This window comes from Streptomyces sp. NPDC060184 (genome assembly GCF_042728795.1).
Lineage (GTDB): Bacteria > Actinomycetota > Actinomycetes > Streptomycetales > Streptomycetaceae > Streptomyces.
Genome location: NZ_JBHWYX010000035.1, coordinates 49,164 through 64,761 on the forward strand (window position 1 = coordinate 49,164; position 15,598 = coordinate 64,761).

Below are 15,598 nucleotides of genomic sequence, written 5' to 3' on the forward strand. Positions count from 1 at the left end.
AGGGGGCGTGTCGGCGGAGACCAACTCCGCGCAGGCGCACGGTCGGCACCGCCGGCCCACCCACGGGGATGCCGGAGTGTCCTGAAAGCAGCGGTACGAGAGGGCGGGGGTCGCCCCGGGCCGGAAACGGCCGGGGCGACCCCCGCCGTCGTTCTCCGCTCCGCCGGTCCGGCCCAGGACATTTGTCCTGCCGGAGGCCGTACGCACGGCTCTGCCGCCCGGCCCGGCACCCCCGTACCGTCGCACCATGACGACAACGGGAAGTGCGAGCGGGGGGCCTGCCCCGGTGGGGGCGGCTGCCGGGAGCTCGGCGGGGGCCCGGAAGAGCGGGGACGGCGCCGACGCCCCGGCGGTGAGTTTCACCGGCGTGTCGAAGTCCTTCCGGACGGAGGGGCGTTCGGGCGGGACCGTGCGCGCCGTGGACGGCGTCGACCTGGCGATCGGGGCCGGGGAGACGGTGGCCCTGCTGGGCCGCAACGGCGCCGGGAAGTCGACCACCATCGGGATGCTGCTGGGGCTCGACGACCCCGACGAGGGGGCGGTGGAGCTGTTCGGCGGCCCGCCGGAGCATGCGGTGCGGGCGGGGCTGGTCGGCGCGATGCTCCAGGAGGGGCGGCCCATCCCCCGGGTGACCGTGAGGGAGTTGGTGGAGTTCGTGGCGTCGGCCTATCCCGCGCCGATGGAGACCGGCGAGGTCCTCGGGCTCTCGGGCGCCTCGGCGTTCGCGGACCGCCGCATCGACAAGCTCTCCGGCGGCCAGACGCAGCGGGTGCGCTTCGCGGTCGCGCTGGCGGGCAACCCCCGGCTGGTGGTGCTGGACGAGCCGACCGCCGCGCTGGACGTGGAGGCCCGGCGGGCGTTCTGGGAGTCGATGCGCGCCTTCGCGGAACGCGGCAACACCGTGCTCTTCTCCACGCATTACCTGGAGGAGGCGGACGAGAACGCCGCCCGGATCGTCGTCCTCGACCGGGGTCGGATCGTCGCGGACGACAGCGGGGACGGCATCCGGCGCACGGTGGGCGGCGGTCTCGTCGGGATCGACCTGGCGGGCCGCACGGCCGACGGGCTGGACCGGCTGCCGGGGGTCGTCGGTGTCGAAGTGCGGGGTGACCGCGCCCTGTTGCGTTCGGGTGACCCGGATGCCACGGTCGTCGCGCTCGCCGCAATGGGGGCGGTGCGCGGGCTGCTGGTCTCCCGCGCCACCCTGGAGGACGCGTTCCTCGCCCTGACCGCAGGCCCGGCCGTCACGCCCGAGGAGTCACGCCGATGTACGCGTACGTGATGCTGGAAGTCCGCCGGACCCTGCGGGACGGCGCGTTCCTGATCTTCGGGACCGGGATGCCGGTGCTGATGTACCTGCTCTTCACCAACCTCGGCGACGCTTCGGGGGGCGGCACGGGCGCGGACGACTGGCGGGCCTACTCGATGACCGGCATGGCCGCGTACGGGGCACTGGGCTCGGCGATGGCGGTCGGTACGGGGATCGCGTCCGACAAGTCGCTCGGCTGGCTGCGGCAGTTGCGGATCACTCCGCTCGCGCCGTCGCGGATCGTGGTGGGCCGGGCCGTCAGCGGTTCGGTGACCGTGCTCCCCGCCCTGGTCGGGGTGTTGCTGGCAGGGGCACTGGTCAACCACATCCGACTCGGCTGGTGGCAGTGGGGGTTGCTGGTGGGCCTGCTGTGGCTGGGCACGCTGCCGTTCACCCTGCTCGGCATCGGCAACGGCTACCGCCTCACCCCGCAGGGCACCGGGGTGGTCAACATCGCCTGCATGACGGGGTTCGCGGTGGTCGGCGGGCTGTGGTTCCCGTTGGACTCGCTGCCCGGACCGCTGCGGGCCGTCGGCGCCCACACACCGGCGCACGGTTTCGCCGATCTCGGCTGGACGACGGTCGCCGGACAGGCTCCGCACCTCGCCTCGGTCGCCGAACTCCTGGTCTGGACGTCCTTGTTCGGCGCCTACGCGGTCGTCTCGTACCGGCGTGCGGCGAGGACCCTGTGAAGGTGCGCACCGGTGGCCCCGCGTGCGCAGGCGGCGCGGAGCCACCCGACCCGGGGTGCGCCGGTCGCCCGCCCGTCCGGTGGTGGCTCCCGCTCCGGAGCAGGGCGGGTCGGGACAAGGAGCCCCGGAGCAAGGCGGGCCGGAGCAAGGCGGGCCCCGGACCGTACGCGCTGATTCCGTGGCTGCTGCTCGGGCTCGGGGCCTTCTCCAATCTCTGGAAGGGCGAGACCCCGAACCCGGTGGTGGGTGCGGTGGGCGTTCTGCTGTTCAACTCCTTCTACATCCAACTGGTGTTCAGGAGTTTCGTTCCGGCGCGGCGCCGGAGCGCCGGATCGTACGTACTGCTCGGCGCCCTGGCGGCCATCACCTTCGGGCTGGCGGCCGGGTACGGCGGGAGCTGGCTGCTCTTCTTCCCGCTGCTCTCGCTGGCGACCGGCACGATCCTGCGGGGCCGGACGCTCACCTTCGCGCTCTTCGGGCTGGCCGCCTGCGGCGCGGCCGTCGCCGTGTGGCGCAGCGACCAGGCGTCGGACCCGTGGACGATCGGGTACGGGACGTTCGTCTCCGGCGCGGTGACGGCCTCGATCCTCGCACTGTCCGAGACAGTACGGGAACTCCGTGATGCCCAGGCCGAGTTGGCGCGCAACGCGGTGGAGCGGGAACGGCTCAGGTTCTCCCGTGACCTGCACGACCTGCTGGGGCACACCCTTTCGGTGATCGTGGTGAAGTCGGAGGCGGCCCGCAGGCTGGCCCCCCGGGACCTGGGCGCGGCGCTCGGCCAGATCACGGACATCGAGTCGGTCGGCCGGCAGGCGCTCACCGAGGTCCGGGAGGCGGTGACGGGGTACCGCGAGGGCAGCCTCGCCGGTGAACTGGACCGTGCCGTATCGGCGTTGGCCGCCGCCGGGATCGAGGGGACGGTACACCGCTCCGGCCCGCCGCTCTCCCCGCGCGGCGAGGCGCTGCTGGGCTGGGTGGTGCGCGAGGCGGTGACCAACGTCGTACGGCACAGTGGTGCGGCCCACTGCGTGTTCTCCGTCACGTCCGGGGGCGGGCGGGCGCTGCTGACGGTCACTGACGACGGCCCTCCAGGACAGGCGGGACTCTCGGCACACGACCTGGCCGATCCCGGCGGCGAGGACGTCCCGGGGACCCGCCGGAGCCGCGGGGCGGACGGCGGGGAGCGCTCGTACGCCCACGGGGGAACGGGCCTGGTGGGGCTCTCCGAGCGACTGGCGCTGGCCGGCGGCTCGCTGCGGGCCGGGCCCGGTCCGGGCGGCGGGTTCGTCGTGCGGGCGGAGCTGCCCGGTGAGCCGGGACGGTGAGCGGGGGCGGTGAGCCGGGACGGTGAACGGGGGCGGTGAGCAGGGGCGGGTACGCGTGTGCCCGGCGTCACCTCGAACGCCGGTACGCCAATGGCACACTGACACGATGGTGCCGCTGACCACGCTCCCGGAACCGATAACGGCCGACGCTCCTCACACGGCGGACCGTCCCGTGCTCACCCAGTCCTGGCTCGATCTGTCCTTCCTCCACTGGGCCGTCGACCCCGCCCTCGTCGCCCCGCTGCTGCCCGCCGGTACCCGGCCGGACACGCTGGACGGTGCCACCTACGTCGGGCTCGTCGCGTTCCGGATGCACCGGGTGGGGTGGTTCGGGCTGCCCGGCATCCCGTATCTCGGTTCCTTCCCGGAGACCAACGTCCGCCTGTACTCGGTGGACGCCCACGGGCGGCGGGGCGTGGTCTTCCGTTCGCTCGACGCGTCCCGGCTGCTTCCCGTCGCGGTCGGCAGGAGCGGGTTCGGCCTGCCCTACGTGTGGTCGAAGATGGAGGTCCGGCGGGAGGGCGACACGGTGACGTACACGAGCCGTCGGCGGTGGGGGCGCCCCGCGGGCGCGTACAGCCGGATCACCGTGCGCGTCGGCGACCGGGTCGAGGAGCCCTCGGAGCTCGAACACTTCCTGACCGCCCGCTGGGGCATGCACAGCGCCTTCTTCGGCCGCTCCCGCTACCTCCCGAACACCCATCCTCGCTGGCCCCTGCACCGCGCCGAACTCCTCGACCAGAGCGAGAACCTCGTCGCCGCGGCAGGACTGCCCGCGCCGTCCGGCGGGCCCGTCAGCGTGCTGTACTCGCCCGGTGTCCCGGCACGGTTCGGGCTCCCGCCCCGCACCCCGGCGGGCGTGCCCACGCCCTGAGTGCCCACGGGCCACGCGCACGGGTCCTGGGCCCTACGCTCTCCCCGTGACCGAGATGCCGCAGGACCACCGCCCCGCCCCGTCCGTGCGCGTACTGCTCGCCGAGGACCAGGGGATGATGCGGGGCGCGCTCGCCCTGCTGCTGGGGATGGAGCCTGACTTCGAGGTGGTCGCCCAGGTGGGGTCCGGGGACGAGATCGTGCCCGCGGCTCTCGCCTCGCGGCCCGACGTGGCGCTGCTCGACATCGAACTCCCGGTGCGCAGCGGCCTGGACGCCGCCGCCGATCTGCGTGAGCAGGTGCCGGACTGCCGGGTGCTGATCCTGACGACGTTCGGGCGTCCCGGGTACCTGCGGCGGGCGATGGAGGCGGGCGCCTCGGGTTTCCTGGTCAAGGACGGTCCGGTGGAGGAGCTGGCCGGGGCGATCCGCAAGGTGCTCGCCGGGGAGACCGTGGTCGATCCGGCTCTCGCGGCGGCGGCGCTGGGGGCGGGGCCGAGCCCGCTCACCGGACGTGAGCGGGACGCCCTGAACGCGGCCCTGGACGGTGCGACCGTCGCGGACATCGCACGGAAGCTGCACCTGTCGGAGTCGACCGTGCGGAACTACCTCTCCTCCGCGATCGGCAAGACCGGTACCCGCAACCGCACGGAGGCGGCCCGGGCGGCCCGGCAGCAGGGCTGGCTCTGACGCCCCTCCGCGTCACGTACGTGCCCGGCGCGTCCGTCCGAGGGCCGGCCGGACGCGCCGGGAGAGCGTCGCCCGGGCCGCGTCGCGCGTACGCGGAGCGCGGTCGGGACCCGGATCAGCCCTTGGGCGACCGCCCTCGAAGCCGCCGGAACCACCGGAACCGCCGCACACGGTGGGTCTCTCACCGCCCGGCGTGGCCGGGGCGCTCTCCGCGGGAGCCGCCGCGCCGGTGGAATCGCTGGTCATGGCGGGCAAGGTAGCAACCCCTCGGCGCCGGTCGGATCGCGGCGGCCCTCGTCACCCCGCCCTCGCCAACCGACCACCACCAGTCCACCACCGGGCCACCACCAACCAGCCACCGCCAACAGGCCGATAACGCAACTGAGTTCGATCGCCTTTATCCCGGGAATACACCCGCCCCCAGAAGCGTTCGGTATGCATGCACTTGGGGGGTACCTCCGGTGATCACAGCTGCCCGGAAGGCATACGTATGGACCGGACGACGAACGAACAGACCACCGGGGGAAACCCCGGTCCGCTTCGGAAGATCAAGAAACCCAGGGGAGCGCTCGTCCCCGTACTGGCCTTCGCGGGCATCACCGTCGCGGTGATGCAGACCCTGCTCGTCCCCGTCATCAAGGATCTGCCCACTCTTCTCCACACCGCCCAGTCGAACGCGACGTGGGTGATGACGGCGACGCTGCTCGCCGGTGCCGTGTCCACCCCGATCATGGGGCGGCTCGGCGACCTCTACGGCAAGCGGCGGATGCTGATAGCCAGCCTCGCCGTGATGGTGATCGGCTCGCTGGTCTGCGCCTTCACCGATGATCTCGTCATCATGATCATCGGCCGGGCGCTCCAGGGATTCGCGATGGGTGCGATCCCGCTCGGTATCGGCATCATGCGCGACGAGCTGCCGCCGGAGAAGCTCGGTTCGTCGATGGCGCTGATGAGCTCCTCGATCGGCGTGGGCGGCGGCCTCGGCATGCCCGGTGCGGCGCTGGTCGCCCAGCACGCGGACTGGCACGCGCTCTTCCTCGGTTCGGCGGGGGTCGGTGTGGTGGCCCTGGTCCTGACGGTCTTCCTGGTGCCCGAACCGCCGCTGCGCGCGCCCGGCTCCTTCGACTACGCGGGTGCGTTCGGGCTCTCGCTCGGGCTCGTCGCCCTGCTGCTGCCGATCACCAAGGGCAGCGAGTGGGGCTGGACCGCACCGCTCACCCTCGGGCTGATCGCGGGCGGTCTGCTGATCCTCGTGGTCTGGGGTCTGTACGAGCTGCGGACCGTCGCTCCCCTGGTGGACCTGCGGACGACGGCCCGGCGCGAGGTGCTGCTGACCAACCTGGTCTCGATCATGGTCGGCATCTCCTTCTACGCCGTCTCCCTGGTCGTCCCGCAGCTGCTCCAGCTGCCGGAGTCCACCGGATACGGCCTCGGCCAGTCCATGGTGGTCGCAGGTCTCTGCATGGCACCGCTGGGGCTGACGATGATGTTCACCGCTCCGGTGTACGCGCGGATCGCCGCCCGGCGCGGCCCGAAGGTCTCCCTGATGATCGGCATGCTGGTCATCGCGGTCGGCTACGGCGCCGGGACCCTGCTGATGGACGCCGCCTGGCAGACCCTGGTGATCTCCACGGTGCTGGGCGCCGGCATCGGGCTCGCGTACTCCTCCCTCCCCGCGCTGATCGTCGGCGCGGTGGACGCCTCGGAGACCGGGGCCGCGAACGGCCTCAACACGCTGATGCGGTCGATCGGTACGTCCGCCTCCAGCGCCGTGATCGGCATGGTGCTGGCGAACACCTCGGTCCACCTGGGCGGGGTGGCGGTTCCCTCGATGCACGGGTTCCGGCTGTCGTTCATGATCGCGACGGGCGCGGTGCTGGTCGGTCTCGTCCTGGCCGCTTTCCTGCCCTCGCAGCGCCCGGCCTCGCGCCTGGTGCTGGTCGCCGACAGCGAGAGCGAGGCGCTGCTCGCGGAGGCCGAGGCGCTGGTGGCTATCGACGCGGTGCTGCACGGCGAGGCGTCCGTGCCGCGCGGGGAGCCGTCCGTCCCGGGCGCCGGGGCGTCCGCGCCGTCCGCCGGGGGTTCCCGGACCGTCGCGGGTCCGGCCGCTTTCCACGGGCGGGTGCTGGACGCGGCGGGCGCGCCGGTGGCGCGGGCCACGGTCACCCTGGTCGACCGGCAGGGCCGGCAGGCCGGTCTGGCCGTCGCCGACGAGGCGGGGCGGTACGCGCTGACCGCCGCCCCCGAGCCGGGCCACGTGCTGGTCGTGACCGCCGCCGGGTACGCACCGCGCGCCCGGCCCGCCGTGTGCGCGGCGAACGGGCGGCCGGTGGTGACCGATCTGGTGCTGACCGCCGCCGCTGCGGAGCGGCAGGGCGCCGGGGTGTCCCCTGCGGCCGAGACGGTGCAGGCGTCGGCAGAAGCGCGCGCGGACGGGCAGCACGCCTGACCCGTCCGACCCGGCAGCCGGGTCGGCAGCCGGGTCGGACGGCACGCCTGACGGCCCGCAGGGCCCAGCCGAGGGAAACACCCGCACGCCCCCGCCGGTCCCTCCGGCGGGGGCGTGCGGCACGATGGGGCCGCCGTCGGCGCACCGCCGCCGACGTACCGCCTCTGTCGGCGCGACGCCGCCGTCGACACTCCCCGCACCACCTGGAGGAACCCGTGGCCGCCGAGTCCGCCGCACCCGCCGCCGCTCCCGTCGCCGATCCCGGCGCCCGTCCCGCCGACGCGGTACTGGCGGCCTTCGAGAAGGCCAAGGGGTTCATGCCGGTGCACGAGGGGCTGGCGCTGTACGCGGCGGCCGTCGACGCGGCGCGGCTGGGGCTGCCGCTGCTGGAGGTCGGCAGCTACTGCGGGCGCTCCACCGTCCTCCTCGCCGACGCGGCCCGTGGCGCGGGGCTGACCGCGCTCACCGTCGACCACCACCGGGGGAGCGAGGAGCAGCAGCCGGGGTGGGAGTACCACGACGCGTCCCTGGTCGACCCCGAGGTGGGCCGGATGGACACGCTGCCGACGTTCCGCCGGACCCTGCACGCGGCCGGTCTCGAGGACCACGTGGTGGCGCTGGTGGGGCGCTCCCCGCAGGTCGCGGCGGTCTGGGGCGGGCGGCTCGGGCTGGTCTTCGTCGACGGCGGGCACACCGACGAGCACGCCAACGGCGACTACGAGGGCTGGGCGCCGCACCTCGCCGAGGGCGGGCTGCTGGTGATCCACGACGTGTTCCCCGATCCGGCGGACGGCGGACAGGCGCCGTACCGGGTGCATCAGCGGGCGCTCGCCTCCGGTGCCTTCGCGGAGATCTCGGTGACCGACTCGCTGCGCGTGCTGCGGCGTACGGGGCAGGGGATCTGAGGCCGGAGCGCGGGAGCCGGGTTCCGGGCGCGCCGGGATCCGTACGCGGGGGCCGGAGGGCCGTCGGTAGCATCGCCCGCGTGCCGTACTCCAGCGTTCCCCCCACCCCGCCCTCCGTCCGCCCGGCCGCCGGCCGTCCCGTCCGCACCGCCTCGTTCGCCGCGCTCGCCGTCCTCTGCCTGCTGCCCCTCACCGGGTGCGGCGGGACGGAGGTGAAGGCGCAGCCGCACGCGGGGGCCCCGGCCCCCTCGGTGACCGCGTCACCCGCCACGTCCGCGCCGGGGCCCGGCGGAAGTCCGGAGGCGACCTCGCCGAAGGGGCCGCTGGCGGGCCGTACCGTGGTGATCGACCCCGGCCACAATCCGCACAATTACGAGCACACCCGTGAGATCGCACGGCAGGTGAACATCGGTACGGGCCACAAGGAGTGCGACACGACCGGGACGTCCACCGACGCCGGTTACGCGGAGGCCCGGTTCACGCTGGACGTCGCCCACCGGATGCGGAAGCTGCTGGAGGCGCAGGGCGCGAAGGTGCTCCTCACGTACGACGACGACCGCGCGTACGGTCCGTGCGTGGACGAACGGGCGCGGATCGGCAACGCGGCGAAGGCGGATGCCGTGGTCTCCGTGCACGCGGACGGTTCGGCCGTGGGCAACCGGGGGTTCCACGTGATCCTGCCCGCGCTCGTACGGGACGGGGCGGCGGACACCTCGCGGATCGTGGGCCCCTCGCGCGACCTGGGGACCCGTATCGCGGGCAGGTTCGTGGCGGCCACCGGGAGCGCGGCGTCCAATTACATCGGCGGGGGAACGGGGTTGGACGTGCGCGACGACCTCGGCGGGCTCAACATGTCCACGGTTCCGAAGGTGTTCATCGAGTGCGGGAACATGCGCGATCCGAAGGACGCCGCGCTGCTGACGAGCGCGCGCTGGCGGCAGAGCGCCGCCGAGGGGATCAGCGACGGCATCAGCAGCTACCTGAAGGGGTAGTTCCGCCCCGGTACGGGGTAGTTCTGCGCTGATGTCGGGGGGATGACGGGCCGTCGCGCAAGCCGGGGGCCAACCCACCCGGGCAGACGATAGATTCATCCGTACGATGGGGAGCCGCCCCGGGCTTCTCGGCGCGCCCGAGGGAAGAGTCCCGGGCGCAGCGACGACCGTCCCCGACGAGACGACCGACTAAGGACCTTCACGTGAATATCCGCTCCCTCACTAGAGGCGACGGCGTGGTGATCGGAGCAGCGGTCGTGCTGTTCATCGCCTCCTTCCTCGACCTCTCCGGTTACGAGTGCCCCAGCAACATCGACTGCTCGGGTTACGACAGTGCGAGTGCCTGGGATTCGCTCTCACTCCTCATGAGCATCTTCCTCGCCGGTGTCATCGGAGCGGCGCTGGTGATCGTGAGCCGTTCGACGCCGGGCCGCAAGATCGTCGGTCTGGACCTCGGACAGTTCGGCGTGGCCCTCACCGTCTTCGCGCTGTGGACGGCGTTCTGGACCACCATCGACGCCGGAGACGCGGGTGCCGGGCTGATCCTCGGCCTGCTGGCGTCCCTGGTGCTCGCCGCTGCGACGGTCGCCGGACCGCTGATTCCCGCGCTCAAGGCTCCGCTCTCGGCGGGCCCCCGCCCGGCCCCGGCCACCCAGTCGCCGTACGGTGCGCAGCCGCAGGGCCAGGGGTACGGCTACCCGGGCCAGCCGTCCTTCGGTTCGCAGGCCGGTGCTCCGCAGCCCCAGCCGTACGGTGCCCAGGGTCAGCCGGCCCCGCAGGCGGCCCAGTCGCCGCAGGCGCCCCAGTCCGGTGGTGCGCCGGCCGCCGACTTCGCGCCGTTCTGGTTCGCGGTGCCGGTGCCCCGTCCGCTGTACGGCGAGGACGGTTCGTCCGGCCAGATCGCCGAACTGGCCCCCGGTACCTGGTACCTCGCGGTCGAGCAGCGCGGCCAGAGCCTGATCGCGCAGACGCAGGACGGCCGTCGCGGCGTCCTCCAGGACACCTCGGGCATCCAGCGCGGCTGATCCCGCCCGTCCGTCCGACACGAAGGCCCCCGGCCGCGGGAGTTCAGCGGCCGGGGGCCTTCGTGTGCACCGTGCGCGTCGAAGGCGCCGTCTCACCCGGTCAGTTGGGAGACCGACGGCACCTGGTTCCTCACCTCGGCGCCGGCGCTCGTGCCCGCGTCCTTGACGCTGTTGACGACGTCTTCGAGGATGCCGATGTCGGAGTCACCGGCTTCGCCCTTGCGGAACTTGGTGGCCAGCCCCTTGAGGGATTCGATGCCCGCGGTGAGCGGGGCGACGGCCTGGGAGAGGAGCGGGTCGGCCTTGGCGTTGTTCGCCGCCGCCTTCAGCCGGTTGTACGCGAACCCGCCCGCGAGGCCCGCCTTGGCCAGGGCGAAGGACCGGCCGTCGGCGCCCTTCTTGAACGTGCCCGCGCGGTAGGGCTTCACGATCCACTGGTAGGCGGCGCCCGCCGCCAGACCGGCGTTGGCGACGAAGCGGGTCTTGGCGAGCCGCTGCTTCTCCGCGGTCGCGGTGGGGGCCACGATCGAGGCGTCGGAGGAGACCATCTGCTTGTCGTTGCCGCTGTCGCAGGCGGTGGCGCCCGCGAGCAGGGCGCAGACGAGCAGCGGAGTCACCGGCAGGCGGCGGGGCGGTACGGGACGGGGCACGGCGGGCCTTCCTGACCGGGCGGCGGAACGGGCTGTCCGGCCAAGACCGGCACTCCCCGCCAGGCTCGCCCCGGACGCGGCGCCCCGCCACCGGGTTCGGCCGTCCGGGTTTCAGGCCCCGGGCAGCGGCAATCCGGTGTGCATGTCCTACAGACGAGGCTCAGGAAGCAGTACCGCGGGGCGCGCGATCGCCGTCGTCGCGGATGTCATGGCCTTCATCATCATCCTGTGGATCCTGATGTACCTGCTCGACGCCAACAGGGGCAACGAGCTGGTGCAGTTCGTCCAGGACTCCGCCCGATGGCTGGCCGGCTGGTCGTACGACCTGTTCACCTTCGACAAGGCGTGGGCGCGGGTGGTCGCCGGATACGGTCTGGCCGCCGCCGTCTACCTCTTCGTCGGTCACGCGGTGGCGGGCCGTCTGCGTCGTACATGAGCACCGGGCGGCGGGCGGCGGGCCGCCTCCGCCGTACGGTGAATTCCGGCGGCCCGCGGGCCGGTCAGGTGCAGCAGTCCGGTTCCAGGCCCCTCGGCAGCCGTTCTCCCCCGAAGACCGCGGTGGTCGCCTCGTCCCCCCCGAGCGCGGCCACCGCGAGCAGCAGCGATCCGGCGGTCCAGGTGGTGAGTTCCTCGGGCCAGAAGGCGCGTTCGCCCTCGAAGACGTATCCGGTCCAGTAGAGGCCGCCGGGCTCGCGCAGGTGCTGGATGGACTGGAGGATCTCCAGGGCCCGGTCGGATTCGCCCATCGCCCAGAGGGTCAGGGCGAGTTCGCAGCTCTCGCCGCCGGTGACCCAGGGGTTGGGCAGCACGCAGCGCACACCGAGGCCGGGGACGACGAACTCGTCCCAGCGTTCGTCCACGCGCCGCTGGGCCTCGGCTCCGGTGATCGCACCGCCGAGGACCGGGTAGTACCAGTCCATCGAGTAGTGACTCTTGTCCAGGAAGCGTTCGGGGTGCGCGGCGATGGCGTGGGCCAGCGCCCCGGTCGCCAACTCCCAGTCGGGCTGGGGCTCTTCGCGTCGCTCGGCGAGGGCGAGGGCGCAGCGCAGGGCGTGGTGGACCGAGGAGGAGCCGGTCAGCAGCGCGTCGGCGACGGGGGTGCCGTCGGCTTCGCGCTTCCAGCCGATCTGGCCGCCGGGCTGCTGGAGCCCGAGGACGAACTCGACGGCCGCGTAGACCATCGGCCACATCCGGTCGACGAACGCGTCGTCGCCGGTGGCGAGGTAGTGGTGCCAGACGCCGACGGCCACGTACGCGCAGAAGTTGGACTCCCGGCTGCGGTCGGTGGGCTGCTCCGGATCGCCGTCGTGGTAGGCGGCGTACCAGGAGCCGTCCGGGTTCTGGCTGCGGGCCAGCCACGCGTAGGCGGCTTCGGCGGCCTCGTGTTCACCGGCGGCGTCGAGGGCCATCGCCGCCTCGGTGTGGTCCCACGGGTCGAGGTGGTGGCCGCGGAACCAGGGCAGGGCGCCGTCCTCGCACTGCACGTCGAGCAGCGCGGCGACGGTCGCGGCGGCCTGATCCGGCGTCAGGACACCGGGCAGGACGAGATGTTCGGTCCGTTCGGGGAGGGTCACGCCTCTGCCTTCGGGAGGTGCGGCTTCGTCGCGTACGCCACGAAGCTCTTTCCGACGACCGGGTTGAGCAGCTGCTCGGCGACCCGGGTCACCGCGGGCTTCTTCATGATGTCCCACACCAGCAGCTTGTGGTAGGCGCGGACCGGCAGGGCCTTGTCGTTGTCCACGCCGAAGGCGCACTTGAGCCACCAGTAGGGCGAGTGCAGGGCGTGGGCGTGGTGGGTGCCGTACGGCTTCAGTCCGGCTTCGCGGATCTTGCGGAGCAGTTCGTCGGCCTTGTAGATGCGGATGTGGCCGCCCTCGACCTCGTGGTACGCGTCGGAGAGGGACCAGCAGACCTTCTCGGGGCCGTAGCGGGGCACGGTGATGGCGATGCGTCCGCCGGGCTTGAGGACGCGGACCATCTCGGCGAGGACGCCCTTGTCGTCGGGGATGTGCTCCATCACCTCGGAGATGATGACCACGTCGAACGAGTCGTCGGGGAAAGGCAGGTTGAGGGCGTCGCCCTCCATCGCGGTGGCGGTCGCGCCGGCCGGGGCCTCGCCCTCGGCCTTCATCGCGGCGAACCACTTGGCGACCTCGCGGATCTCCTCGCCGTTCCGGTCCAGGGCCACGACCTGGGCGCCGCGCCGGTAGCACTCGAAGGCGTGCCGGCCGGCGCCGCAGCCGAGATCGAGCACGCGGTCACCGGCGGCGAGCGGGAAGCGGGTGAAGTCGACGGTCAGCACGGGGGCCTGCCTTCGAGGTCGGTGGTACGGGCACGGGCGGGAGCGGAGTCCGGTGGGGTCACCTGCGGGCACCCCGGGCGGCGATGGCCCGGCGGTAGAGGTCGGCGGTACCGGCCGCCGCCCTGGCCCAGGTGAAGTGGGCGAGCACCCTGTCCCGGCCTGCCGCGCCGAGTCTGGCGCGCAGCCCGGGGTCGTCCAGCATCCGGGTGAGGGCGGTCGCGAGGGCGTCGGGGTCGCCGGGCGGCACGGCCAGGCAGGTCTCCCCGTCGCGGCCGGTGACCTCGGGGATCGCCCCGCCGGTGGTGGCGACGAGCGGGGTGCCGGTGGCCATCGCCTCGGCGGCCGGCAGCGAGAACCCTTCGTACAGCGAGGGGACGCAGGCGACTTGGGCGCCGCGCACCAGGTCGACGAGTTCTCCGTCGCTGATGCCCTTGACGAACTCGACGGCGTCGCCGAGGCCGAGGCGTTCGATGGCCCGGGCGACGGGTCCGTCCTCGGCGCGCTTGCCGACGACCACGAGGTGGGCGTCGGGGTGGCCGGCCCGGACCTTGCCGAGCGCCTCCACGAGGTGGACGAGCCCCTTGAGGGGGACGTCGGCGCTGGAGGTGGTGACGATCCGGCCCGGCACTTCGGGGACCGAGGGGTCGGGCGACCAGAGGTCGGTGTCGGCGCCGATGTGGACCACGTCGACGCGGCCGGGGCGCACCCCGAGGTCGTCGACGATCTCCTGGCGGGACGAGCCGGAGACGGTCAGGACGTGCGGCAGCCTGCGGGCGACCCGCTTCTGCATGCGGGTGAAGCCGTACCAGCGGCGTACGGAGAAGGCGCGCATGCGGGTCGTGGCGGCGGCCAGGTCGAGCCGGCGGTCGACGGTGATGGGGTGGTGGATCGTGGTGACGAGCGGGGCGCCGAGGTCGCCGAGCAGGCCGTAGCCGAGCGTCTGGTTGTCGTGGATCACGTCGAACTCGCCGCGCCGGGACCGCAGATGGCGTCCGGCGCGCAGCGAGAAGGTGAGCGGTTCGGGGAAGCCGCCGGTCCACATGGTGGCGACCTCCGCGAGGTCGATCCAGTCGCGGTACTCGCCCCGTCCGGGGGTCCGGAACGGGTCGGGCTGCCGGTAGAGGTCGAGGCTGGGGAGTTCGGTGAGCGGGACGCCCTCGTCGAGCACCGGGTAGGGCTGGGCGCCGATCACTTCGACGCTGTGGCCGAGGCGCGCCAGCTCGCGGCCGAGGTGGCGGACGTAGACGCCCTGGCCGCCGCAGAACGGGTTGCCCTTGTACGTGAGGAGGGCGATCCGCAGCGGGCGGTCGTCCGCTCCGGCGGGGGCGCCGTGTCCCGCGCTGGGGTCCGTCTCCATGGCCTCGGCGGTCACTCCCGGCCCCCTTCATCACTGCGTTTTCCGGAGCGTAACCGCTGCCGATAATCTGGAACAAGTTTCAGACCGACCCGTCCAATGAGGATCGAATCTACCGGCAGGTAGCGTCGGTGTGACGACCGGATCAGGTGATTCACGCCACGGCACGGAGGTGACCACATGACCGCTGCCCCCCGGCCGCCCGCACTTCCTCTGACGGCGGGCCAGCGGGCCCGCCGCGCCCGCATCCTGGACGCCACCGCGGAACTCGCCGGACGCGGCGGCTTCGAGGCCGTGCAGATGCGCGAGGTCGCGGAGGCCGCCGGGGTCGCCCTCGGCACCCTGTACCGCTACTTCCCGTCCAAGGTGCACCTGCTCGTCGCCACCCTGCACGACCGGCTGCGGCTGCTGAGCACCACGCTGGCCGACCACCCACCGGCCGGGCGCACCCCCGGGGAGCGGGCCGCCGCGACGCTGCTGCGCGCCTTCCGGGCACTGCGCCGCGAACCGGAGCTGGCCGACGCCATGCTGCGGGCGCTGACCTTCGCGGACCGGAGCGTGCGCGCCGAGGTGGACGCCGTCTCCCGGCTGGTGACGGAGATCGTCCTGGACGCGGCGGGGCTGACGGACCCCGACGCCGGGCAGCTCTCGGCGGTGCGGGTGGTCGAGCACACCTGGCACTGCACCCTGACCGCCTGGCTGTCCGGCCGCGCGGGGGCCGCGCAGGTGCGGACGGACATCGAGACGGTCTGCCGGCTGCTGGACCCCGTGCCGCCGTCCGGCTGAGGACGGCTCACCCCGTACGCCCCGCTCCCCGCCCGGTCGCGGTACGGCCCGCTCCTTGCGGGCCGGTCGCCGGACGCCTCTTCCGGTGTGACCTGGGGCCCTCCGGGGCGACCGGCCGCCGGGCCGGTCCCCGCTCCCCCGGTAGAGTGAACCCGTCGTTCATCACGCCCGTACGGGGGAAACCGGTGCGAACCCGGTACAGCTCCCCGCCCGGCCCCGGTCCGCACCGGGTCGTCGCCGTCCGTGA

Annotated in this window: 15 protein-coding genes; 11 read left to right on the plus strand and 4 right to left on the minus strand. The window is 73.3% G+C overall.

The window, feature by feature from the left end; genetic code table 11:
- Nucleotides 1–352 precede the first annotated feature (352 nt).
- The 9 genes from ACFWEE_RS22745 (at nt 353) to ACFWEE_RS22785 (ending at nt 10,259) form a co-directional block, all read left to right on the plus strand.
- On the plus strand, nt 353–1,282 hold the full coding sequence (locus tag ACFWEE_RS22745) for an ABC transporter ATP-binding protein (protein WP_386891673.1): 930 nt from the start codon (nt 353–355) through the stop codon (nt 1,280–1,282).
- On the plus strand, nt 1,267–2,001 hold the full coding sequence (locus tag ACFWEE_RS22750) for an ABC transporter permease (RefSeq protein WP_386891605.1): 735 nt from the start codon (nt 1,267–1,269) through the stop codon (nt 1,999–2,001). Before ACFWEE_RS22745 ends, ACFWEE_RS22750 begins: the two co-directional genes overlap by 16 nt.
- A complete protein-coding gene (locus ACFWEE_RS22755) occupies nt 1,998–3,326 on the plus strand; it encodes a sensor histidine kinase (protein WP_386891606.1) in 1,329 nt (442 codons plus the stop codon). The genes ACFWEE_RS22750 and ACFWEE_RS22755 overlap by 4 nt, the downstream gene beginning before the upstream one ends.
- 106 nt (nt 3,327–3,432) lie before the next feature.
- The gene (locus ACFWEE_RS22760) at nt 3,433–4,200 is read left to right on the plus strand and encodes a YqjF family protein (RefSeq protein WP_386891608.1); all 768 of its coding nucleotides are present in this window, start codon (nt 3,433–3,435) and stop codon (nt 4,198–4,200) included.
- A gap of 55 nt (nt 4,201–4,255) precedes the next feature.
- Nucleotides 4,256–4,888 (plus strand): response regulator, encoded by a 633-nt coding sequence (locus tag ACFWEE_RS22765; RefSeq protein WP_386891675.1) that lies wholly within the window; start codon nt 4,256–4,258, stop codon nt 4,886–4,888.
- A 490-nt stretch (nt 4,889–5,378) separates the two neighbouring features.
- Nucleotides 5,379–7,337, plus strand: coding sequence for an MFS transporter (locus ACFWEE_RS22770; protein WP_386891609.1), 1,959 nt, complete (start codon nt 5,379–5,381; stop codon nt 7,335–7,337).
- Between the two features lie 317 nt (nt 7,338–7,654).
- Nucleotides 7,655–8,242 carry a class I SAM-dependent methyltransferase gene (locus tag ACFWEE_RS22775; protein ID WP_386891677.1) on the plus strand — a complete coding sequence of 196 codons (588 nt, stop codon included), beginning with the start codon at nt 7,655–7,657 and terminating at the stop codon, nt 8,240–8,242.
- Between the two features lie 80 nt (nt 8,243–8,322).
- Nucleotides 8,323–9,234 carry an N-acetylmuramoyl-L-alanine amidase gene (locus ACFWEE_RS22780; RefSeq protein WP_386891611.1) on the plus strand — a complete coding sequence of 304 codons (912 nt, stop codon included), beginning with the start codon at nt 8,323–8,325 and terminating at the stop codon, nt 9,232–9,234.
- Nucleotides 9,235–9,437: 203 nt separating this feature from the next.
- On the plus strand, nt 9,438–10,259 hold the full coding sequence (locus ACFWEE_RS22785; protein ID WP_386891613.1) for a hypothetical protein: 822 nt from the start codon (nt 9,438–9,440) through the stop codon (nt 10,257–10,259).
- Between the two features lie 92 nt (nt 10,260–10,351).
- On the opposite strand, the gene ACFWEE_RS22790 is transcribed toward ACFWEE_RS22785, so the two are convergent.
- A complete protein-coding gene (locus tag ACFWEE_RS22790) occupies nt 10,352–10,909 on the minus strand; it encodes a hypothetical protein (RefSeq protein ID WP_386891615.1) in 558 nt (185 codons plus the stop codon).
- A gap of 142 nt (nt 10,910–11,051) precedes the next feature.
- On the opposite strand from ACFWEE_RS22790, the gene ACFWEE_RS22795 reads away from it, so the two are divergent.
- Entirely contained in the window at nt 11,052–11,345 is a 294-nt protein-coding gene (locus ACFWEE_RS22795; RefSeq protein ID WP_386891616.1) for a hypothetical protein, read from the plus strand.
- 64 nt (nt 11,346–11,409) lie between these two features.
- On the opposite strand, the gene ACFWEE_RS22800 is transcribed toward ACFWEE_RS22795, so the two are convergent.
- From ACFWEE_RS22800 to ACFWEE_RS22810, 3 genes are read right to left on the minus strand one after another with little or no spacing between them, the layout of a single operon-like run.
- Nucleotides 11,410–12,483: a prenyltransferase gene (locus ACFWEE_RS22800; RefSeq protein ID WP_386891618.1), complete on the minus strand. Its 1,074-nt coding sequence runs from the start codon at nt 12,481–12,483 to the stop codon at nt 11,410–11,412.
- Nucleotides 12,480–13,211 (minus strand): class I SAM-dependent methyltransferase, encoded by a 732-nt coding sequence (locus tag ACFWEE_RS22805; protein WP_386891619.1) that lies wholly within the window; start codon nt 13,209–13,211, stop codon nt 12,480–12,482. Before ACFWEE_RS22805 ends, ACFWEE_RS22800 begins: the two co-directional genes overlap by 4 nt.
- Nucleotides 13,212–13,269: 58 nt before the next feature.
- The gene (locus ACFWEE_RS22810; RefSeq protein ID WP_386891620.1) at nt 13,270–14,583 is read right to left on the minus strand and encodes a glycosyltransferase family 4 protein; all 1,314 of its coding nucleotides are present in this window, start codon (nt 14,581–14,583) and stop codon (nt 13,270–13,272) included.
- A 162-nt stretch (nt 14,584–14,745) separates the two neighbouring features.
- Between ACFWEE_RS22810 and ACFWEE_RS22815 the strand changes: the two genes are divergently transcribed.
- A complete protein-coding gene (locus ACFWEE_RS22815) occupies nt 14,746–15,351 on the plus strand; it encodes a TetR family transcriptional regulator (RefSeq protein ID WP_386891621.1) in 606 nt (201 codons plus the stop codon).
- Nucleotides 15,352–15,598 lie beyond the last annotated feature (247 nt).